Origin of the sequence: Cytobacillus sp. OWB-43, assembly GCF_034651445.1 — a bacterium.
In the GTDB taxonomy this organism is placed as follows: domain Bacteria; phylum Bacillota; class Bacilli; order Bacillales; family Cytobacillaceae; genus Cytobacillus; species Cytobacillus kochii.
This window is the reverse complement of the sequence record NZ_JAYEFF010000001.1, coordinates 1,375,902-1,398,630: the sequence shown is the minus strand read 5'-3', so window position 1 is coordinate 1,398,630 and position 22,729 is coordinate 1,375,902. Positions and strand designations below refer to the sequence as shown.

At 35.5% G+C, this 22,729-nt stretch carries 23 protein-coding genes; all 23 read left to right on the top strand.

Features of this window, described 5'->3' with window-relative positions; all coding sequences use genetic code 11:
- Window positions 1-547 precede the first annotated feature (547 nt).
- On the top strand, window positions 548-982 hold the full coding sequence (locus U9M49_RS06775) for a BrxA/BrxB family bacilliredoxin (protein WP_095372850.1): 435 nt from the start codon (window positions 548-550) through the stop codon (window positions 980-982).
- A 98-nt stretch (window positions 983-1,080) separates the two neighbouring features.
- Complete coding sequence (locus tag U9M49_RS06770; RefSeq protein ID WP_322909533.1) at window positions 1,081-1,857, top strand: class I SAM-dependent methyltransferase; 777 nt, start codon at window positions 1,081-1,083, stop codon at window positions 1,855-1,857.
- A gap of 267 nt (window positions 1,858-2,124) precedes the next feature.
- A complete protein-coding gene (locus U9M49_RS06765) occupies window positions 2,125-3,291 on the top strand; it encodes an LL-diaminopimelate aminotransferase (RefSeq protein ID WP_322909532.1) in 1,167 nt (388 codons plus the stop codon).
- A gap of 31 nt (window positions 3,292-3,322) precedes the next feature.
- Window positions 3,323-3,901 carry a YpjP family protein gene (locus tag U9M49_RS06760; RefSeq protein WP_307313193.1) on the top strand — a complete coding sequence of 193 codons (579 nt, stop codon included), beginning with the start codon at window positions 3,323-3,325 and terminating at the stop codon, window positions 3,899-3,901.
- A 90-nt stretch (window positions 3,902-3,991) separates the two neighbouring features.
- The gene (locus tag U9M49_RS06755; RefSeq protein WP_095372854.1) at window positions 3,992-4,762 is read left to right on the top strand and encodes a TerC family protein; all 771 of its coding nucleotides are present in this window, start codon (window positions 3,992-3,994) and stop codon (window positions 4,760-4,762) included.
- A gap of 130 nt (window positions 4,763-4,892) precedes the next feature.
- Entirely contained in the window at window positions 4,893-6,104 is a 1,212-nt protein-coding gene (locus U9M49_RS06750) for an HpcH/HpaI aldolase/citrate lyase family protein (protein WP_322909531.1), read from the top strand.
- A complete protein-coding gene (locus U9M49_RS06745) occupies window positions 6,013-7,371 on the top strand; it encodes a phosphoribosyltransferase family protein (protein ID WP_322909530.1) in 1,359 nt (452 codons plus the stop codon). The genes U9M49_RS06750 and U9M49_RS06745 overlap by 92 nt, the downstream gene beginning before the upstream one ends.
- Window positions 7,372-7,396: 25 nt before the next feature.
- Entirely contained in the window at window positions 7,397-8,482 is a 1,086-nt protein-coding gene (locus U9M49_RS06740) for a cysteine protease StiP family protein (RefSeq protein WP_322909684.1), read from the top strand.
- Window positions 8,479-9,324, top strand: a complete 846-nt coding sequence (locus tag U9M49_RS06735) for a hypothetical protein (protein ID WP_322909529.1) — start codon at window positions 8,479-8,481, stop codon at window positions 9,322-9,324. The genes U9M49_RS06740 and U9M49_RS06735 overlap by 4 nt, the downstream gene beginning before the upstream one ends.
- A 436-nt stretch (window positions 9,325-9,760) precedes the next feature.
- Window positions 9,761-11,392 carry a YceG family protein gene (locus tag U9M49_RS06730; protein WP_095372859.1) on the top strand — a complete coding sequence of 544 codons (1,632 nt, stop codon included), beginning with the start codon at window positions 9,761-9,763 and terminating at the stop codon, window positions 11,390-11,392.
- A gap of 28 nt (window positions 11,393-11,420) precedes the next feature.
- Complete coding sequence (locus tag U9M49_RS06725) at window positions 11,421-12,515, top strand: toxic anion resistance protein (protein WP_416337093.1); 1,095 nt, start codon at window positions 11,421-11,423, stop codon at window positions 12,513-12,515.
- 22 nt (window positions 12,516-12,537) lie between these two features.
- Complete coding sequence (locus U9M49_RS06720) at window positions 12,538-13,149, top strand: TerD family protein (protein ID WP_095372861.1); 612 nt, start codon at window positions 12,538-12,540, stop codon at window positions 13,147-13,149.
- A gap of 118 nt (window positions 13,150-13,267) precedes the next feature.
- Window positions 13,268-13,978 (top strand): anthrax toxin lethal factor-related metalloendopeptidase, encoded by a 711-nt coding sequence (locus U9M49_RS06715; protein ID WP_307313209.1) that lies wholly within the window; start codon window positions 13,268-13,270, stop codon window positions 13,976-13,978.
- 26 nt (window positions 13,979-14,004) lie between these two features.
- Window positions 14,005-14,985: a thymidylate synthase gene (locus tag U9M49_RS06710; protein WP_095372863.1), complete on the top strand. Its 981-nt coding sequence runs from the start codon at window positions 14,005-14,007 to the stop codon at window positions 14,983-14,985.
- Between the two features lie 133 nt (window positions 14,986-15,118).
- Window positions 15,119-15,604 carry a dihydrofolate reductase gene (locus U9M49_RS06705; RefSeq protein ID WP_095372864.1) on the top strand — a complete coding sequence of 162 codons (486 nt, stop codon included), beginning with the start codon at window positions 15,119-15,121 and terminating at the stop codon, window positions 15,602-15,604.
- Between the two features lie 656 nt (window positions 15,605-16,260).
- A complete protein-coding gene (gene ilvA / locus U9M49_RS06700) occupies window positions 16,261-17,529 on the top strand; it encodes a threonine ammonia-lyase IlvA (RefSeq protein ID WP_095372865.1) in 1,269 nt (422 codons plus the stop codon).
- Between the two features lie 85 nt (window positions 17,530-17,614).
- On the top strand, window positions 17,615-17,803 hold the full coding sequence (locus U9M49_RS06695) for a twin-arginine translocase TatA/TatE family subunit (RefSeq protein ID WP_095372866.1): 189 nt from the start codon (window positions 17,615-17,617) through the stop codon (window positions 17,801-17,803).
- Between the two features lie 201 nt (window positions 17,804-18,004).
- Complete coding sequence (gene tatC / locus U9M49_RS06690) at window positions 18,005-18,748, top strand: twin-arginine translocase subunit TatC (RefSeq protein WP_307313215.1); 744 nt, start codon at window positions 18,005-18,007, stop codon at window positions 18,746-18,748.
- An 86-nt stretch (window positions 18,749-18,834) separates the two neighbouring features.
- Window positions 18,835-19,089, top strand: a complete 255-nt coding sequence (locus tag U9M49_RS06685) for a DUF2535 family protein (protein WP_095372867.1) — start codon at window positions 18,835-18,837, stop codon at window positions 19,087-19,089.
- A 309-nt stretch (window positions 19,090-19,398) separates the two neighbouring features.
- Window positions 19,399-20,244 carry a DegV family protein gene (locus tag U9M49_RS06680; RefSeq protein WP_307313220.1) on the top strand — a complete coding sequence of 282 codons (846 nt, stop codon included), beginning with the start codon at window positions 19,399-19,401 and terminating at the stop codon, window positions 20,242-20,244.
- 149 nt (window positions 20,245-20,393) lie between these two features.
- Window positions 20,394-20,975, top strand: coding sequence for an SCO family protein (locus tag U9M49_RS06675; RefSeq protein ID WP_370873261.1), 582 nt, complete (start codon window positions 20,394-20,396; stop codon window positions 20,973-20,975).
- Between the two features lie 309 nt (window positions 20,976-21,284).
- Complete coding sequence (locus tag U9M49_RS06670; protein ID WP_233435227.1) at window positions 21,285-22,100, top strand: SGNH/GDSL hydrolase family protein; 816 nt, start codon at window positions 21,285-21,287, stop codon at window positions 22,098-22,100.
- A 12-nt stretch (window positions 22,101-22,112) separates the two neighbouring features.
- The gene (locus U9M49_RS06665; protein WP_095372869.1) at window positions 22,113-22,694 is read left to right on the top strand and encodes a YpmS family protein; all 582 of its coding nucleotides are present in this window, start codon (window positions 22,113-22,115) and stop codon (window positions 22,692-22,694) included.
- The last annotated feature ends 35 nt before the right edge of the window (window positions 22,695-22,729 follow it).

Below are 22,729 nucleotides of genomic sequence, written 5' to 3'. Positions count from 1 at the left end.
TAGGGCTTAATAAAGTCGAGATTCAGTGTGCAGAAGCAAATATTAAAAGTAGAAATATACCTAAACGTCTAGTGTTTAAACAAGAAGGTATAAACCGTGAAGCTGAGTTCATCAACGGATGTTATAACAATATTGTCACTTATAGTTTGCTTAGAAAAGAGTGGAAGGGCAATCAATAGTAACTTCAGCGAGTAGCAGTTTTTATGGCTAATTGACTAACCTTAGGCAAAAATTTATAGTAGGACTATTCAATTGTGGGCTCTTGTGTTTGTTAGCTTAATGTGTGTGGGGATGTCTCCCTTTGAGACGTGATCTAACATCGCACTTTTGGTATTATCCGAAAAAAACACATGCATCAACACCTCAAAAAAGGCGAAACCCTGCAATAGACTTAGAAGCATCCGTCCAGTCATAAATATTTTGGATTTCCAATTATTCAATCGTCTATCATTGGCTATTCCTTTTATCCGAGAACGATAACTTTGCAATATAGGCTTGAAATATAGTATGCTTACTGTGCAATCATTAGTAAAGGAGGGGAATATTTATGTCTATGGCTTATGAAGAGTATATGAAACAAGTTGTGAAGCCGATGAGAGCTGAGCTTGTTCAGGCCGGTTTTAGCGAGTTAACAACTGAAGAAGAAGTAAACGATTATATGGAGCAAGCAGAAGGTACAACATTAGTTGTCGTGAATTCTGTTTGTGGCTGTGCAGCAGGATTAGCAAGACCTGCAGTGACTCAGGCTGTATTAAATGCAGAGAAGAAACCAGACAATTTAGTGACCGTTTTTGCTGGTCAAGATAAAGATGCAACAGCAAAAATGCGTGAATATTTCACAGGTATTGAGCCGTCTTCTCCATCTATGGCCCTTCTTAAAGGGAAAGAAGTGGTACATTTTATTCCACGTCATGATATTGAAGATCACTCTATGGAAGAAATTATGCACAATTTATTAGCAGCGTTTGATAATAAATTATAAAAAGGATCACACGATAAAAGGTGATTGAATGCAGCAGTTAGGAGCACTCTTATCCTGACTGTTGCTTTTTAATTTCAATAAAATAAGTAGGTGTTTTGATGTTTGTTACAACATCAGCGAGGACAAATCCTGACGAAACCAATAAGGCAAAGCAGGTAGCAATGACGCTGAACCTTCCCTTTATACATAGAAGAAAAAGAACAATAAAGAGTATGGTCAATCAATACGAAACGAACGGAATTGTCGTTGGAAAAGAGCGAATGGAACTATATAAAGTAGGTGAGGAAAGCCCTTTTTTCTTTCATCCTAGTTCAGCAATGTTCCGCATTAAGCGTCTGCAAAAAGGTGAACATGATCCTTTTATAGAAATTTGTCAACTAAAAGCGGGTTCTACTTTTCTTGATTGCACACTTGGGCTAGCTTCAGATAGCATTGTGGCAAGTTATGCTGTAGGTGAGACAGGGAAGGTAATTGGGTTAGAAGCAAGTAAGGTGATAGCGTATTTCGTTGGTCAAGGTTTGAAAGAATGGCCAAATGACAACGTAATCATGAAAGGCAGTATGGAAAGAATCGAAGTAGTTCATGATTTAGCCATCAATTACTTGAAATCTGTCCCTGATGCTTCCTTTGAATGTGTCTATATTGACCCCATGTTTGAAACAACGATAAAAGAATCGCCTAATATCAATGCATTACATTCGATTACATACAAAGGTGATTTGACTGAGGATATGATTATTGAGGCGAAGCGCGTGTCTAAAGAGAGAGTGGTATTGAAGGATCATTTCCGTAGTGAAAGATTCCAAGCCTTTGCATTTCAGCAAATCAAACGTAAATCAGCGAAATTCCACTACGGTGTGTGGGAAAAAAGATAAAAAGATTGCTGTTGCCTTACTAATGGCTACAGCAATCGAAACTAATGGCAAACGTTTTTTAATCAGTGATACACATATAAACAAAGTAAGCAAGTAGTACTAAACCACCAACAAGCGCAATCCAACTAGAATCCATTATGTACCTTCCCCCTTCTTATTTTCTTATTTGTATATATCCCCCAAAAAAGCAGCAATTAATCATGAACCAATGCCCAAAAAGTGATAAAATATGGTAGAATAAAAGAAAAATTTTGTGAGGCAATGAACATGAATATTCAAATGGCAGCGAGAATGGAGCAATTCCAAGAGAGTATTTTTTCGGAACTAGCTGAAATCAAGCAACGGAAACTAGAAGAAGGCATAAAAATGATCGATCTTAGTGTCGGTAGTCCCGATTTACCACCTCCTCCAATTATAACAAAGATAATGGGCGAAATGGCAAGTGATCCAAAGCTTTATGGTTACACATTAAAAGGGATTCCGGAGTTTCATGAGGCAGTGGCGAATTATTACAGTAGAAAATACGGCGTAACCCTCGATGCGAAGGAAGAAACCACGTTACTGATGGGCTCACAAGACGGTTTGGTCCATTTACCAATGGTGCTTTGTAATCCTGGTGATATAGTACTCGTTCCAGATCCTGGTTATACAGCGTACGAAGCAGGTGTGAATCTTGCAGGAGGGCAAATGTATCGTATGCCTTTAAAAGAAGAAAATGATTACTTACCTTCTTTCGCTGATATCCCAAAAGAAGTTAGTAAAAAAGCAAAGATAATGATTCTAAATTATCCTGGAAATCCGGTTCCTGCCCTGGCGACAAAAGAATTTTTTGGACAAGCAATCGAATATGCGAAAGAAAATGAGATTGTCATTCTCCACGATTTTGCTTACTCTGAATTATATTTTGAAGAGGTGCCAATTAGTTTTTTATCAGTTGATGGTGCGATGGATGTAGGGATTGAAATGAACTCGTTATCTAAAAGCTTTAATATGGCAGGGTGTCGTGTGGCTTATGCTGCAGGAAATCGTAAAGTTATTTCTCTTTTAAGTAATCTAAAGTCTAACCTTGACTATGGCGTTTTTTATCCTATTCAAATGGCTGCTGTACAGGCGTTAGCTGATGATTCCTCCTTTTTAGATGAATTGAGAGCGGTCTATAAAAAAAGAAGAGATTCTTTTGTTCTTGGATTACGAGAAGTAGGTTGGGATGTGGCTTTACCTAAAGGGTCGATGTTCGTATGGGGGAAATTACCGGATGGAATGAAATCTAAGCCATTCGCACTTGAATTAATTGAAAAAGCGGGAGTCGTTGTAACACCTGGAAATGCCTTTGGTGAATGGGGCGAAGGTTATGTACGCATGGGTATTGTCCAATCAGAAGAAACATTATTAGAAGTTGTTTCCCGTATTGAGAAAAGTGGCATTTTTAAATAAATAATGAAAGTCATCTGAGGAGGAGATACACTTGCCGAGTTGGTTAAGAAAATCATTAGTGGTGATGGTGACAATCTTTACATTTGGATTGGTAACACCAACGAGTTTATTACCTATTCAGCATGAAGAAGATAAGTCACCAAGAAAAGCAGTTTTAGCTGAAAGCTTACCAGATGTAAGTGGAGAAGAAACTTCACAAGTTTCGAGGGAGGATTTTATAAAGGAAATGGTTACTTCCGCGGAAAAGCATTCTTTCGAAAAGTTTGGTGAAAAAATTAAACCGGTCATTGAATCAGAATTTCAAATCGTCATCCTACCTAATATAGAAAAGGCGATTTCAGAAGTTGCAGAGCAGTATACAGAGGAGAATCTGCATCATTTGAGTATCACTGAAACGGCCTCTGCGGGCGTTTCAGAACGAATTTTTCATATAGCAGATGAGGCCAAGCAGAAAGATGTCATTCGTTTTCATGTCAGAAGAGATCATCCACCACAGCAAGGTTATTGGTTTAATTTCCATTATCATACTGCCTATGATCAATTCCAAACTCACCATGAACTAGGGTCTATCTACTGGGATAAAAATACCCCGCCAAAATGGATGAGTTAATTTCAAAAATTGAAACTTTTCTAGTACATATTCGTATATACTAGGTGAGGAACGATAGTATATAAAGTTGATCAGGGGGAAAAATTCACTATGGAAATTATCGATGGGATCCTACATACCTATTCTAGTTTCTTTGATTGGGATATGTGGGTTGAGGCATTATCTCGACCAGATGCATGGGTGCTAATTGGCACATTGGTCATTTTAGAAGGCTTGCTTTCAGCCGATAATGCGCTTGTCTTAGCAGTAATGGTTAAGCACCTACCACCAAAACAACGAAAGAAAGCACTTTTTTATGGGTTGCTTGGCGCTTATTTCTTCCGTTTTTTAGCGATAGGTGTAGGTGTATTTTTAATTAAATTTTGGTGGATAAAAGTACTAGGAGCCGCTTACTTAGGCTGGTTAGCTATTAAATATTTTATCGACAAAAAGAAAGCAGAAGAAGCAGAAGACGAAGAAGCGTTGGAAGGAATCAATCAACGAGGCTTATTGATTCGTCTGTTTGGGACATTTTGGGGAACAGTTATTGCCGTTGAATTAATGGATATTGCTTTTTCAATTGATAGCATTTTAGCAGCATTAGGTGTGAGTCAAGAAATATGGGTACTTCTTGTTGGTGGTATGCTAGGTATCATCATGATGAGGGGCGTTGCAGGGGTATTCTTAAAATTAATTGACCGTGTACCTGAACTTGAAACAAGCTCTTATATTCTTATTCTATTAATCTCTTTAAAGATGTTGTTAAGTGCAGCAGGTATTCACATAGATCATATGTATTTCTTTGGCGTACTTGTGATTGTTTTTGCAATTACTTTTATTGTACATGCGAAGAGAAAACGTACTGAAGCAGCAGGCTCATAAGAAAAGGGGATGAATTGCTTCATCCCTCTTTTTTCACTCCATCAATATCTTCCAATATCTGATAATAATTGCAATTATTTCTGGGTCCCCTCTATTAAATTTTTCTGAAATTAAAAAAAGGAGTTGGCGTATGAGGTTATTTACAGATTTATCTCAAGCTGCACTAGATGAGTACTTTTTTAAAGAACCGACGACATTTAATAAATATACACCGAAGAATGAGCTTGCATATGCATTAGCAGCCACCCTTTATATGCCTGCAACACGTCCTGCAATCCATCAAGATTTGATTAATAAAAAGCACGCTGGTCTAACATCAGTTGTCATTTGTTTAGAAGATAGTATTGGTGATCTAGAAGTGGAAATAGCGGAAAGGGAATTACAGCATTCATTACATAAACTTCAACAAGATATTTCTAGAGGCTTTATTACATTAGAAGAATTGCCATTACTTTTTATTCGTATAAGAAATAAAGAGCAGTTAGTTCGGCTAATAACTTTATTTAAAGATGAATGGCAGTTACTAACTGGTATTGTCATTCCAAAATTCTCTTCAATCGATGGTGAAGACATGCTGCAACTCGTAAGTGATATACGAAATAGTGGCCATGAATTATATGCGATGCCAATTCTTGAAACGAAAGAAGTTCTATTTAAAGAAACAAGAATGGAAGAATTAAAAAAACTAAAAGGAATATTCGATAAGTACGCCCATTTTATTTTGAATATCCGGATAGGGGCGACAGATTTTTGTGGACTTTTAGGAATCAGAAGAAACACATCCACTTCATTATATGATATTGCTGTATTGAGAGATTGTCTAGCAGACATTATGAACTTTTTCCAAAGGGCACCTAATACTTACTTACTTTCTGGACCTGTTTGGGAGCATTTTGTTTCTAAAGAAAAAGTTAACGTACTAAGTAATCAAACGGAGCAAATCATGGATTCATCGTCATTTATGAACAAACTACCGAAAGAGATGAGAGGATTCATAGCAGAAATATTACTCGATATTAGTAATGGTATCATCGGTAAAACAATTATACATCCCACGCAAATTACGCCGGTACAAGCTTTAAACACTGTGACTTATGAAGAATACAATGATGCAATGGATATATTAAATCATTCAAATGGGGCCCGTGGTGTGATGAAAAGTGCGAGTCAGAACAAAATGAACGAAATGAAGCCCCATTATTATTGGGCAAAAAAAATCGAGTTAAAATCAAGAGTTTACGGGGTGCTAAATGAACAATACAACACAATTGATTTCTTCCAACAGTTATCACATGATAGACGTCATCGAGCCCATGCAGGTGAAGCTAAATATCAACTATAATCCTTACCATTTTAAATTCGATGAATTATTCCAGATGGCAGCAAGAAAGAATAAAAAAAGATCCTTTTTATTCGTTAGTAAAGTGTTAGGTAAACATCTGCCTATCTCGCCGGCAAAAGGGTTAGCAACGGGACTGTTATTAGCAGAAAGCTACCTTAAGGATGTGGAAGGGAAAAAGCTTTCGTCATCATCACCCTTTGTGGATGTACTGAAAAATAAGCAGTCTAAATTTAGTGATACAGCATTTATTGGCGATCAATATTCCCCCATCATTATTGGTTTTGCAGAAACTGCGACAGCGCTCGGTCAGGCATTTTTTCAAGCGTTTAAGAATGCAGATTATTTTCATACAACGAGAGAAGATCTTTTAAACGTTGAATCGATCATTCATTTTGAGGAAGAGCATTCACATGCTACTTCTCATCGTTGTTATATCGACGCCAATTTGTTGCAAAATAGTCGGGAAATTATATTAGTAGATGATGAGATGACGACTGGAAAGACAGCGCGAAATATTATCACTTCATTACATGATAAGTTTCCGAGGAAGCATTACACTGTTGTTTCTATTCTTGATTGGAGAAATGAGACCAACAAGAATGCATTTATTGAACTAGAGGAAGCGTTAGATATCACTATACGTCATATATCCCTTCTTGCTGGCGAAGTTGAAGTAGATGGGAACCCAGTTATTAAGGAGGAAGAAAGTGTAGACTTTTACCGTCCATCTACAGAAATGAATGAAATTTACATAGAAAAAGAATTACCTATGCTGTTTGCTTCTAAGTATTATCCTACGACAAATCAAAAGTCTCCCTTCAACACTGTTCCTTATATTGCTGAAAGTGGTCGATTCGGGTTGGATAGTAAAGTGAACGTTTTATTAAACTCAAAAGCAGAGAAGGTTGCAACATTTCTTGATCAAAAAAGAAAGGGTAAACATATTTTATGTATCGGCACAGGTGAGTTTATGTATTTGCCAATGAAAATAGCTAGCTTAATGGAGGGTAGTGTAAAGTATCAAAGTACAACCCGTAGCCCTATTCATGTCCATAATAAACCATCCTATGGCGCACGCTTTGGTATGACTTTTCCTAGCCCTGAAGTGGAAGAAGTGGTGAACTATATCTATAATATCCCACCGGAAACATATGATGAAGTATTTATCTTTTTTGAAAGATTAGTAGATGAACAGGTTTTAAGCAAGTTTTTACAACAGTTAAAAATACCAAGTATTCAAGTTGTCTTTTTGAAAGGAGTGAGGTGATTTGACTATTGTCGCCAGACAGCCTATGTTTGGGTCATATGACCGAAGAGAGGTCACCTTTCTTTTAAAGGATTTAAGTCATATCCATTTAGAAGATACAACAGAAAACAGAGAACATGCCATTCAATCAGGTGCTCATTATAGTGAAACCTTACCAATAGAATACCAGCCACCAAAAGCGTATATCGATCTTTTCTTTCGTTCTTTAGACGAATTTAAAGAGAAAGTGGCTTTAAGTATAGCTGTTGTAGCAGAACAGATTTATGCAGCTAAAGGCAAACAGACAGTTTTGGTTTCACTAGCGAGAGCAGGTACACCAATAGGCATTTTAATTAAAAGATATTTGTTTTTTAAATACCATGTAGATTTGCCGCATTATAGTATTTCTATTATTCGCGATAGAGGAATCGATGAAAATGCTCTTCACTATATTTTAGAAAAACATTCAACGGGAATGATTCAATTCGTAGACGGTTGGACAGGAAAAGGTGCCATTTCGATAGAATTAACAAATGCTTGCCACTTATTCTTTCAGAAATATGGAGTGAAAATTGATGATACATTGGCTGTTTTAGCTGACCCTGGCCATTGTACAACCGTATTTGGAACGAGGGAAGACTTTTTAATTCCGAGTGCTTGCTTAAATTCGACTGTTTCTGGACTAGTCAGCAGGACGGTTTTAAATAATCAATGGATTGGTGAAAAGGATTTTCATGGGGCGAAATATTACCATCATATGATTGATGAAGATTTATCAAACATCTATTTAGACAAAATAACTCAGCAATTTCAAAAAGTTGTATCTATTGCAAAGCAGGAAGCAAGTAAAATAGTGGATGAAAATTACGGAGCGACCTTTTCAGGTATGAATGAAATACTAAGAATCCAAAAGGAGTTCGGTATCGAATCTTCTCATTTCGTTAAACCAGGTGTAGGTGAGACGACGAGAGTAGCTTTAAGAAGGGTACCTTGGAAAATACTGATTAAAGATAAAAATAGTCCTTATCTAAAACATTTGTTTGCACTTGCTGAGGAGAGAAAGATTGAATTGGTTCATTATCCACAAATGAGCTATACATGTTGTGGACTAATTAAGAAGGTGATCCAATGAGAGGAGGAATTTTTGCCTCAGATTTAGATCGGACATTAATCTATTCAGAGACAGCGATATCGCAATTGGAAGCAATTCCAAGTAAATCTGCAACCGTTGTTGAATATAAAAATAATAAAGCTTTATCTGTGATGAGTGATTGTGCCATAAAATTATTACAACAAATTCGTAATACCCTTCTGTTCGTGCCAATTACTACACGAACACGGCAACAATTTGAGCGGATTGAATTTCCTTTTAGCCATCGTTATGCAGTTGTTGCCAATGGCGCACAAATTCTATATAACGGTCAGCCTTTGCTAAATTGGGAAGAAAGTATCAAGCGAGAAGTCTATGATAAGAGTGGAACGAAAGAGAAACTCTTGAATCATTTATTCCCATTTAAGATAGAGGGGAGATTGCGTGAAGCAGATGGGTGGTTTTTCTACTATGTGCTAATGGAAACATTGCCAGATTGCCAATTGGCTGAAATACGCCTAATGGCAGAAGGGCTTGGATGGCGTATTTCTTTGCAAGGTAGAAAATTATATTTTATACCAAATGCGATAAGCAAAGGTAGGGCACTACAGTATATCGCAGAAAATGAAGGGGCCCAGTATTTATTCGGAGCAGGCGATTCATTATTAGATTATGACTTTTTAAAAATTTGTGATGAATCATTTGTTCCTGCTCATGGAGAACTAGCTCAACATATAAAAAAGTCTTCCCGTTGGTTAACAAAGGAAAAAGGGATGCTGGCAACAGAAGAATTCCTTACTAAAATACTTCAGACAGTTACCAATCCTTTCGACCGGAGAGAAAGATCCGATTTACAACAGAAAATACAACCAATCCAGCTGTGATAAAGAAAATAAAGATCATGCTCGTGTAGAAAATGGACTGGTGAACTGTATAAGTGAATAATGAAAGAAAGGCAGCCAAAAAGAGTAAATCAAGCATTATAAATATTGAGGAGTTTAAAGTTCGTTCCAGTATTTTTAATTCTGAATCGATATTAGGTAACTTGGAACGCTTCGCTAACATTCTCATTTTTAATCCATCCTTTGATTACATTTATCCTTTCGTTTGAAGCAAATACAGGTATCCTTAGTAATGCAACTATATGCATAACCACAGTAAATGGTGAAAATGGCAGAAGCCCTTATTCAATAGCTTCAAATCGTAACTATTTATGTTAAGATGAAATGGATACGTGTTTATAATCATTGTTTCTAAAACAACAATATATATACAAAATGAACCTGTAAGACGAATGTATTAAAGGGAAGGGATCAGTCAATGAATGTCACTCATAGTCATGTGAAAAATATCCGAATGGCAGTTACATATGAAGGGTATAAAGAAGCATTAAAAACGCCACTAAATGAAAGGCCGATGTATGAGGTGGCCAATCGTACACTTACTTATAATCAAATCTTTCTCCGGTTATTAGGTGTACCATTAGACGAGGATGCCTATTATAATGAACTGTTTGACCTAGCTAATGATCCAACGATCGATATTTCAGTAATTGGTGAAGACTATTTAGACAAATCGATGAATAATGAACATTTTAAGTCCATCCAAAAGGTTATTAATATCCATAGAGATCAGCAGCTTTCAATTAATCGATTTGTCGCTTTTTTAGATGGGGAAGGATTACTACTTCGTTCAGAACTACCAGCTATTCAGCGTAAAATCCGCGAAGCATTAATGGAAACATTACAACTTTTCTCTGATAAAGAGGAAGGTGGGCTTAAGCATAATGATTTGCGTAGAATCTTAACAGATCTTATTAAATGGTCTCATAACCATTTGGGAGAAAGCTTAACCAACGCTGATTTAACAGTAAAGCTCCCGAAATTTATTTGGTATGGACCTTATAAAAAAACGCATGCTTACTTTATTTACTATTTACTTTCGCTCGGTTGTGATGTGATTTACATATCACCTAGTGGAGAAGATGCGTTTGCCTCGTTTCAATTAGATTGGGCAAATACTCCGGTACATCATTTTCAAAATAAGAATGAGGCTGAACCTTTTCCAACTGAAAAGCGACGAAGAAAATCGACCGTTGCCTATCGTGCATCAAAAGAAATAGAATCGATACTTAATCAAGATGGATCAGGTATTTTTAAGCCATGGCAATTACGAGAATATTTGCCCGCGTCGCTGACGTTGAAAACAACTTATGATGAACTTTTTCTACTTGTTAAAGAAAAGGCGATGATTCGCCCTAATTTTGATGTGGCAGACAAGGTTGTGAAAATTCCGCACGTATTTGCAAAAATTCAAGGTGTCAGTAGAGACCGCAAAGAATACTGGGAAAGGCTTCACACACTTGAAGAAAACGATCATAGTTATTTAATCCGCTCTTTTCCTTTTTCAAAAGGGGTGAGCAGCGATTATCGCTACCATTATCGTAATGCACTTGATCAAGACGGATTAGTTGATCCAGATAAAGTGATGAATGCTCATTTTTGGACTTACAAGCATTTACCTAATGGCTTACAGCAAGGGATAGCCTATGCGATAAGAAAAATTTGTGAAAAATCATTATTAAAAAAACAAGCAAATGAATCTGAAGAAGATTTAAAGGTTTATATTTTCGCTCAAAGTATGCAACTCCAAGGTAAGATGCTACAACTCATTCAACGTTTTGATTATTCACAAGATGTACCTAAGCTTATCTTATTTAATAATGAATTAAATGGCTTAATGAGTCGCCATGATGCCGTATTGCTACTTTTGATGAATCAGTTCGGTGTGGATATCACCGTTTATAATCCAGCAGGACATAATGATATTGAGAATTATATTGATGAGCGTTTATATGATGTTCATTGGTTGGAAGATGTCATTTTTGAATTAGAGTATAAAGAACCATCTTTCATAAAATCTGCACTAACTAAATTTTTCAAGAAGTTATAAAGGAGTGAAATAAATGAATTCATCTGATATGCAAACGAATTTGGATGTCATTTCAACAAACCCAGAAGACAAGTTAACAGAAGCATCTGCGAGTCAAATTAAACTAGCTTTAAGAGAAAATAAAGAGGTTCAACAACTCTCTGCCTCAATAGACGAGCGCGATCAAATCCAAATTTTGGAATTTGGTAAAGAACCAGCTGAGGAGATATCCAAGTTTTCTGATCAAATTCTCGGCAATATGAGAACAACAAAAGTAGAGGATTCCGGAGAATTATTGAAACAGCTTGGAAAAATTATGGATCAGTTTGACCCGAAAGATTTTCAGAAAGAAAAGCCAGGTTTTTTTGATAAACTCTTCAAAAAGGGCGAAAAACTTATTGAAAAGTTGTTTGGAAAATACCAAACAATGGGCAAGGAAATCGATAAAATTTATGTTGAAATCTCTAAATATCAAAATGAAATGGTTGAAGCAACTACTACGCTAGATAGGATGTATGAGGAAAACTATCAATATTACCTTTCCCTTGAACAGTATGCTGTTGCTGGTCAGATGAAATCTGATGAACTCAAAGCCAATCAATTGCCACAATTAGAGCAAAAAGCAATTGCAGGTGATCAAATGGCCTCTATGCAATTAGATACTCTAAGAAATGCAGTCGAATTATTAGATCAACGAGTGTATGATTTAGAAATGGCGAAAATGGTTGCATTACAAACGGCACCACAAATCCGTATGCTTCAAAGAGGGAATACGAAGTTAATTGGGAAAATTAATTCAGCTTTTGTGACGACGATTCCAATCTTTAAAAATGGACTTATTCAAGCGATGGCAGCGAAAAGGCAAAAGCTCGTTGCTGATTCGATGAGTGAATTAGATCGCAGAACAAATGAAATGTTAGTTAGAAATGCGCAAAATATATCACAACAAAGTACAGACATTGCAAGACTTGCTGGTGGACCAAGTATTAAGATTGAAACAATTGAACAGTCTTGGGATATCATCATGAAGGGGATGCAAGAAACAAAGTCGATTGAGGAAGAGAATCGCAAATTAAGAGAAGAAGGAACGAAAAAATTAGAACAGTTGCAAGATAATTTTCGCAATATGAAAAACAAGAGATAAAAAAACAAAGGGGAGATAAACAATGGCGATTAGTTTACAAAAGGGACAAAGAGTAGATTTAACAAAAGGGAATCCAAGTCTTTCAAAAATACTTGTTGGTTTAGGATGGGATCCAGTAAAGCAAAAAAGTAGTGGTGGACTATTAGCTGGTCTCTTTGGAGGCGGTGGGGGTGTCGATATCGATTGTGACGCTTCGGTTATACTGCTTGGGGATAACGATAAATTACGTAACAATAAAGATGTCATTTATTTTGGAAATTTAAAAAGTGGTGATGGAAGCATTCAACATACCGGTGATAATTTAACGGGCGATGGAGATGGTGATGATGAACAAATCCTTATCGATTTGAGTCGTATTCCTAGTCATATCCATAAACTTGTATTTGTTGTTAATATTTATGATTGTGTAAAACGAAAACAACATTTTGGTATGATTCAGAATGCTTTTATTCGCATTGTCAATTCAAATAATCATCAAGAGTTAATTCATTTTAACTTAACGGAAAATTACGATGGGAAAACAAGTTTAGTTGCTGGTGAGATTTACCGCCATGGTCAAGACTGGAAATTTGCAGCGGTAGGGAATGGTACGCAAGCTGCTAGCTTAAGCGATATTGTTCGTTCTTATTCATAAGTGTGCTAGATTAAAAGGGCTGATCTTTGATTAGTCCTTTTTATATTTAATGAAAATCTATGATATAATTAATAGACTAGTAATGATACGATTAATGATAAAAAAGGGAGGAACAGCTATGAAAAAGTGGATATTTACAGGCTTATTTTTAGTTGTTTCCTTAACATTAATGGGAAGTTCACAAGCCGATATCGGTGCGATTCAGTTAAAGAACTATCCATATTCTTCAGAACTAAAGCAAGCAGTTGATCTTACATCAGCGGATTTGTTAGGAGAGATTGTCTTATTACCAACAGAATCTTTTGATGAAATAGAAGCAGCTGCCATCATATCCCGCTTGGACCAATTACCGTCTACCTTATTACAAAAAATAGACAATCAAAATATTAAGATTAAGCTTTTTTCAGGCAGGTTGACAGAGAATCCTAGCGTAAAACATCTAACTGGAATGATTCCACGTGGATATACTTCATCAACGACATGGGATCAAGTTCCAGGCATTGGTGGAGGGAAAACAGTGCTTGTAAAAATAGGCTATAGTGACCAAGGGATGGACCATGGCTCCGTTAATTTGGAATTACATGAGCTGGCACATTCCATTGATCGTTATATCTTTGAGGAAATCCGTTCGAATAGCCAATTTATTCGTATTTGGCAAGAAGAGCAACCACGATTATTTCCAAATGACTCCTATTTCTCTACGTTTTCCGAAGAATATTTTGCTGAGAGTTTTGCCCTTTATTTTTTGAATGTAGAAACGAGAAGTTACTTGTATGAAAATGCGCCAAAAACGTTTTCTTTTATTAGACAAATGGCCCATAATCATTAAGATATAAAGTTTAAGAGGTGAGTATCATGGAGAAACATCCAGAACAGGCATATTTAGACATGCTACAACATATTTTAACAAATGGACAAAAGAAACAAGATCGTACTGGTACTGGAACTTTAAGTGTTTTTGGCTATCAAATGCGTTTCGATTTAAGTCAAGGATTCCCATTATTTACAACAAAGCGTGTACCGTTCCGTTTAATTGCAAGTGAATTACTCTGGTTTATTAAAGGTGATACAAACATTCGCTATTTATTGCAGCATAATAACCATATTTGGGATGAATGGGCGTTTAAAAAATGGGTTGAATCAGATGAATATAACGGTCCTGATATGACAGACTTTGGTAGACGTTGTTTAATTGATAACGAGTTTAATGAAATCTATCAAAAAGAATTACAACAGTTTTGTGAAAGAATCCTTACTAACGATGAGTTTGCAGAAAAATACGGAGATTTAGGAAATGTATATGGAAAGCAATGGAGAAATTGGACTGCTTCAACTGGGGAAGAGCTTGACCAGTTAAAAGATGCGATAGAACAGATAAAAAATAACCCTGACTCAAGACGAATCATTGTGAATGCATGGAACCCTGAAGATGTGATCAATGCAGGTGGAAAAGGAAGCAAAGCTGCATTACCTCCTTGTCATGCCATGTTCCAATTTTATGTCATAAATGGTAAGTTGAGTTGCCATCTATTACAACGCAGTGGCGACACCTTCTTAGGGATTCCATTTAATGTGGCTTCCTATTCGTTGCTCACTCATTTAATTGCTCATGAGTGTGGTTTAGAGGTTGGTGATTTTGTTCATACAATCAGTGATGCGCATATTTATTCGAATCATCTTGAGCAAGTACAGGAACAATTATCAAGAACACCAAAGGCATTGCCGCAACTACGAATTAATAACAATAAAACCTCGATTTTTGATATAGAAATGGAAGATTTAACAATTGAGGGCTATGATCCTCATCCAACAATTAAAGCCCCAGTTGCCGTTTAAGTAGACCAAGCACTCATCATGGGATGAGTGCTTTTCTTTTGCTGAGAAGCTTTATTATTGGATTTTCTTTTCAAGTGCAGAGAATTATATTAAACTTATAATTAATTGCTAGTGCCGATTGGAGGATATGAAAATGATTTCATTAATTTGGGCAATGAGTGAAAATAGAGTGATAGGAAAAGATAATCAGTTACCGTGGCATTTACCAGGGGACTTGCAGTTTTTTAAAGAGACGACGTTAGGTCACCCAGTTGCGATGGGGAGAAGAACATGGCTCTCACTTGGAAGGCCACTTCCAGGAAGAGAAAATATTGTCATTACTAGGAATACAGATTTTTCTCCAGAGCAAGCAACAGTATTAAATTCGATTGAACAATTAATTACATACAGTCAAGAAAAACAGCAGGAAGTTTTTGTCATTGGTGGAGCGCAAATTTATCAATCTACTTTACCTTATGCAGATAAGCTCTATATTACCAAAATTCATGCTGAAATCGAGGGTGACACAAGCTTTCCATCATTCGACCTCACCGAATGGAAACAAGTGTCCGTCGAGAAACGAAGCAAAGACGAAAAAAATGCTTACGATTACGAATTTCAAGTATATGTTAGAAAATAAAATAGACGGCTTCTTTATGAGCCATTAAAAACACGAAGTGGCTTCGTGTTTTTTTCATGGTCTCCTATGAAGTATTTGTTCTTTATCTATTTGCCTACCCTAAAACAGGCAAGGAGTAAGAAAATGCATTATGCGGCGTAACTATAAACGTTAAGCTATTAATCTCTTTTTTTGATTACTTAAGAATGTCCAAAAACAATTATATGTTATGGGTGGGTACACCTACATTTATCTTTTTTCTGGTGATTCTTATAAAATAATATCATTTCTACCAGTTGTCATCTTTTTTCTTCTGACTCTTGCATGTAAACATGACATTGCCAATTTGCCCTCATACCATGAATAACGTAAAATCACATTTGAAAAAGCGTTCATCCCAGTTTTTACTTCTAAAAAATCGTGCAACCCATTATTGCTCGGGAACAATTATAAGTGTATGTACTCCAAGTCTTATGCCCGATTCACTATAATCTCCTCATCAATTTTTTTCTATGAAGTAAATGATTATTATTCCATATATAGGAAATTAAAAAATCAGAAATAAAGTAACCGTTTTCATTTTTAAAAAAACATGAATTTTTAAAAAATTGTGCATCAATCTATTATTCTCATGTTATAATGTACAAATTACAAAAGGAAAAGGGATGAGTTGGCAAATGGAACAGAGAGCAGTGAAAGAGAAAATGGTGCAATTGGAGGATATCTTAATTGCGTACCAGCACTTAAAGGATATCGTTGCCCATACACCGCTGCAAAAAAATAATCGCTTGTCTGAAAGATATGAGTGCAATGTGTATATTAAACGGGAAGATTTGCAACATGTACGCTCTTTTAAACTAAGAGGTGCCTATTATTCAGTGATGTCATTACCAGAGGAACGGATAAAGAACGGCGTTGTTTGTGCAAGTGCAGGCAATCATGCACAAGGGGTTGCCTATGCTTGCCATCGATTAGGTATTAACGGGAAAATCTTTATGCCGGCAACTACACCTAAACAGAAAGTAAGCCAAGTTGAATTATTCGGCAAAGATTCAATTGAAATTATTCTTGTTGGCGATACATTTGATGATTCATTCGCTGAGGCTCAGGCTTGCTGTAATCAGGAAGGGCGCACATTTATTCATCCCTTTGAAGATGAGCATGTGATAGCTGGTCAAGGAACTATTGCTGTTGAAATGCTTCATGATTGCGATGAACCAATTGATTATGTTTTCGCAAGTATTGGCGGGGGCGGATTGATGTCTGGTTTGTCCACGTACATTAAAAGTGTGTCACCTTTAACGAAAATGATTGGTGTCGAGCCTGAAGGAGCTTCTTCGATGAAGGAATCCGTTCAACAAAATCAAGTCGTGGCCCTAGATGAAATTGATAAATTCATCGACGGTGCAGCAGTTAAAAGAGTGGGTGAGATGACATTTGATATTTGTAAACGATATGTAGATGACATTATTAGCGTCCCAGAAGGAAAAGTTTGTACAACAATATTAGAATTATACAATGAGCATGCAATTGTTGCCGAACCAGCAGGAGCATTATCAATTGCAGCTTTAGACTTTTATAAAGATGAGATTAAAGGAAAGTCAATTGTATGTGTTTTAAGCGGTGGAAATAATGATATTGAAAGAATGCAGGAAATTAAAGAACGATCCTTGTTGTATGAAGGGTTATTGTATTATTTTATTGTTAATTTCCCTCAAAGAGCAGGGGCATTACGAGAGTTTTTAGATGAGGTGCTTGGTCCTACGGATGATATTGTAAGATTTGAATATACAAAGAAGAACAATAAAGGTAGTGGTCCAGCTCTAGTCGGTATTGAGCTAAAGAATCGACGTGATAATCATAGTTTAATCGAGCGCATGAATAAAAAAGGATTCTCTTATCAAGAAATTAACAATGATGAAAATTTGTTTCATCTTTTAGTCTAATGATTGTTAGGAATTAATTGACTTTTCTTTTAAAATAACGCTATAATGGGGATGGCTTGAACAACAGTTTAAGGGGATGTTTTTCATGTTTTCAAACATAGGTTTTCCAGGACTTATTCTCATTCTTGTGCTGGCACTCATCATCTTCGGTCCAAAGAAATTACCCGAAATTGGTCGCGCGCTAGGTGATACATTAAGAGAGTTTAAGAAATCTACGAAAGAATTAGCCAATGACGATGATGCTGAGAGAGAGACAATGAATAAAAAGGCCTAATCGATAGGGCTACATATAGTTATGAAAATGAATAATTGTGAAAATTAGAAACATGTATTAGTCAAAGTAATCAACTACTTTTGACCTAACCACATGTTTCTCGTTTTTTGTGTAGGTTTTCCATTTTGTTCGTCTTTAAATAGTGGACAAAAGTGAAGCAAGATTCAACAGGTTAAATTGAAAACGAAGCAGGAGTAGGTTATGAAACAAGAAGAATTGAATTATATTGAGCATCTAGAGGAATTAAGAAAGCGGTTAATTCTTTGTATAGTGGCATTTGTATTGTTTTTTATTGTCGGTTTTCTGTTCGTCGATCATATTTACCAATGGTTTGTCCGTGATTTGAAAGAGCAGTTAATTGTACTTGGACCAAGTGATATCATTTGGGTGTATTTTACGATTGCTTCTGTTATTGCCATAGCTGGGACAATACCAGTTGTGGCATTGCAATTATGGCAATTTGTTAAACCTGGACTTGTGCCTAAAGAGAGAAAAATTACATTAGCTTACATTCCAGCTCTTTTTGTATTGTTTTTAGTTGGGTTAAGCTTTGGTTATTTTGTCATTATGCCTACATTGTTTAACTTTTTGACTGGGTTAAGTGAAGGTATGATGGAAATGAGTTTTACGGTAGATAAGTATTTTCAGTTTATATTTCATATGACGTTGCCTTTTGGAATACTATTTGAATTGCCAGTTGTGGCGATGTTTTTAACATCCCTCGGGATGATTAACCCATACGTGTTAACAAAAATCAGGAAATACGCTTATTTTGTTCTTGTAGTGATTTCTGTTATTATTTCACCACCTGATTTAATGTCAGATATTATCGTCAGTATTCCGCTTCTTGTCCTATATGAAATCAGTATTACCTTATCAAAAATCGTTTATCGCAGAAAGTTAAAGAAAGAACAATTAGAAGCATTGGAAAGCTCCTCATCATAATTTTAATAAGCACAAAAAATCTAGAAGAATTATTAAACGAAATGATGTATAATACGATTAAACGGGTGAAAATGAGGATTGATATTTTGATATGTAAAAGCCTAGAGTTCAGAAATGTATTTGGACAGAAGGTGAAGATTACAGAGATTCCTTTAGTGGATAAGGATAGTCCTTGTTTTTTCTTAGTACACATTCGACTACAGCAGTTTGTAACGAAAATTTATCATACGGAACATTGTAAGACAACTGTGTACTCATTTAAAGAGTATTTAAAACGTGTGATGAAGTGGTCAGATGTTGAGATGGTATTTCAAACAAAAGAATTAAAAAGCAATGCATGATAGATCCCGTAAAGGGGTCTTTTTTTAGTGTAGTGAACAAGTTGAGAAAGTTATAAAAAGGGTCCACATAGTTATAAAAGCTAATATGCCTGTGAAATCATGTATTTTAGTTAACATTTATTTTGAAAGGTTTTTTGTTTTGTTTATTGATTATTTGTCCAGTTTACCTAACTAAAAAAACATTAAATAAATGTAATAATCTTTTTTATTGTAATTTTGACAGTATAAAGACGTTTCAACATAAATCTTTTAATCGCAGTGATATACATGTATAATGAAGGTTGAATTGCTATGATAGGACGTGAATGAATGACTAGAATAAAAATTGTAACGGATTCAACTGTTGACTTATCAGCTGAAATGATTACAAAGTTAGATATAGCTGTTGTACCATTATCAATTAATATTAATGGACAATCTTATGAGGACCGTGTCGATATTACGCCCCAAGAATTTCTGGATTTAATGCGACAGTCTGATGAGCTTCCTAAAAGTTCTCAACCTGCAACAGGGACATTTGTAGAATTGTATGATCAACTAACCAAAGATGGTTACGACGAAATTATTTCTATCCATATGACTGGAGGAATGAGTGGGACAGTTGATTCTGCTCGAACTGCTGCAGACATAACAGAGGCCAATGTGACTGTTATTGATTCTCGCTTCATTTCAAAAGCGTTGGCATTTCAAGTCATAGCTGCTGCTGAACTCGCAGATAAGGGAGAAGATTACAAGCGTATTATCCAGAGAATTCAAGAAATTCAAGAAAATACGAAACTTTATGTTGTTGTAGACACTTTGGAAAACCTGATTAAAGGTGGAAGAATAGGCAAAGGCAAAGGTTTAATTGGCTCTCTATTAAATATTAAACCGATTGCTTCGTTAGCAGATGGCGTGTATACACCAATAACAAAGGTACGAAGTCACTCTCAAGTGATAAAGTTTTTATCCAAACAATTAGTAGAAGATGCAAAAGGAAAGACGATTAAAAGTGTAGGAATTACCCATGCGGGTGGTTTAGAATTAGCAAGAAAACTGAAAGAAGTAATCAGTGAATTAACAGGCTTTAATCATGTAACAATAGAGGATACAACACCAATTATTAGTACCCATACTGGTGAAGGCGCAATTGGTTTTTGTTATCACATCGAATAACCTTTAAGCAGTAAATGCCTCTTCTATTCGATTATTAGAAGAGGTATTTGCATTATTTTCCTTTGTTCACATAGATGTCATACTTTTTTCTTCATTCAAACAATTTCGTTTGGTACATTAATGTTGAATTGATAAATACATAAAAGCAGGTGAAAGTGTTGAAAAAATTAGCCGCGGTTATTGGTCTTTTTACAATTATTCTAGCCGCTTGTGGCCAAAGTGGTATAGAAAATGCACTAAACTATGATGTGGGAGATTTTAATTATACTAATCAAGACAATCAGGCTGTAGGTTTAAGTGATTTAGAGGGGAAAGTATGGATAGCTGATTTTATTTTTACTAGCTGTGAAACGGTCTGTCCACCAATGACATATAATATGAGTCAATTGCAAGATAAGGTTAAAGAAGAAGGGATTGAAAATGTAGAGTTTGTTTCTTTTAGTGTTGATCCAACTGTGGACAGTCCTGAGGCATTAAAAGATTTTGCGAACAACTATGAAATAGACTTTTCAAACTGGCATTTTTTAACGGGCTATACCCAAGAAGAGATTGAAAGCTTTGCTGTTGATTCTTTCAAGTCATTAGTAAAAAAACCAAAGAATGATGATCAAGTCATTCATCAGACTTCAATTTATTTAGTCGATCAAAATGGTGTGGTTATGAAGGATTATGATGGTGTATCCGATGTTCCTTATGAAGAAATCATTGCCGATATAAAAAAAATTCAATAATTTCATTCAACAGATCTTAGAAGCAAGACCAAGCCTAAAGTGTAAACTCAAAGCTTGGTCTTGCTTCTTTTTTGTGCTAATATATTTACCTCTTTAAGTGTTGCTTTTAACTTCATTTCATAAGAGTATCAAGTGATAAATTGTTTCTTCTGTACCCATAGATGGTATTTTATTTAAATTATTCTCTTCATTTAAGTTTAATAGTGGTTAAAAGAGTATAATTTAATATTATTAAGTAATCACACTTTTTTATGTGATTACCACAACATGATATAATGAAACATACTTTAATAAAGAGGTGAGAAAGAATTGAAAAGAATATTCACCTTATTACTATCAATCATGGTTCTATTGGCGGGTTGTAATACCAATGCGATGACAAGCGATAATGAGGCCGCTGAAGCAAAACAAATGGAGGATTTAACTAAACAAGATATTCCTGCAGAATTTTTCCCCATTGATTTAAATGTCGTATCAATAGGTGATTCATTGACCCAAGGTGTAGGCGACACGACTGAAAGTGGTGGGTATATACCCTATTTAGAGAAGCTCTTAGAGGAACATCGGTCGATTAATTATACAAGTTTTATTAATTATGGTGTAAAAGGGAATCGGTCAAACCAATTATTAGAACGGCTTAATATGGACAAAGTAAAAAATGCGGTAACAGAATCGGATCTCGTTATTATTACTATTGGTGGCAATGATATTATGAAGGTAGTCAGATCTAATTTTACCAAATTAAATGTAGCTGCTTTTGAAAAAGAACAAGATGTTTTTGAAGATAATTTAAATACAATTCTACATACCATTCGCGAATATAATCCGAAGAGTACAGTATTATTAGTGGGATTATATAACCCTTTTTTAGAATGGTTTTCAAGCATTAAAGAGCTAAGTTTGATCATGCGTCAGTGGAATATAGCCAGCCAACAAGTACTAGGTGAGTATGAGAACATGTATTTTGTAAATGTAGATGATATTTTTGAAACGAGTGAAGAAAATCTACTATTCACAGATCATTTCCATCCTAATGATCGAGGATATGAATTAATGGCAGGGAGAATTTATCAAGTTTTAGATCAAATAGGAATTAAGTCTGTCATTGAAAATAAAGAGAATTAAGGGGGAGCTTCATTGAAGGGGAATAAATGGAAAGTGCTTTTCTTAGGGCTACTGGGTATAATCATTCTATTTGCGCTTATTTTATTTATTATGGTTAGTATTCCAGCGAAGGATGACCCTTATGAAAGTGTGCAATTAAATGAGGCGGATTACGCTCCATTTCATATATCAACAAATAAAAATGATTTAAACCTATTAATTAATCATTACTTAGAGGAAGAAATTTTAGACGGAGGACTGGACTATGAAGTAAGGTTGGATGATGAAGTGAATTTATACGGCACCTTACCGGTATTCAGTCAACAGTTGCGTTTAAGAATGTCTTTTGAACCCTCTGTATTACCAAACGGGGATGTTGTATTGGAACAAAAGGATTTATCTATTGGCCAAATGGATTTACCGATCTCCTTCTTACTCAAACTAATTAATAATCATTATAAAACACCAGATTGGGTAGTCATCCAACCAAATGAAGAGAAAATCTATGTAGCGTTAACAGAAATGGATTTAAAAAGTGATATAAAAGTAAAAGTGAATGAATTCAATTTAGAAGAAGATGATATTGACTTTACTTTATTAGTACCGGTAAAGTAAGCATTAACCTGTAGCGAGTACTCTTATTGAGTAAT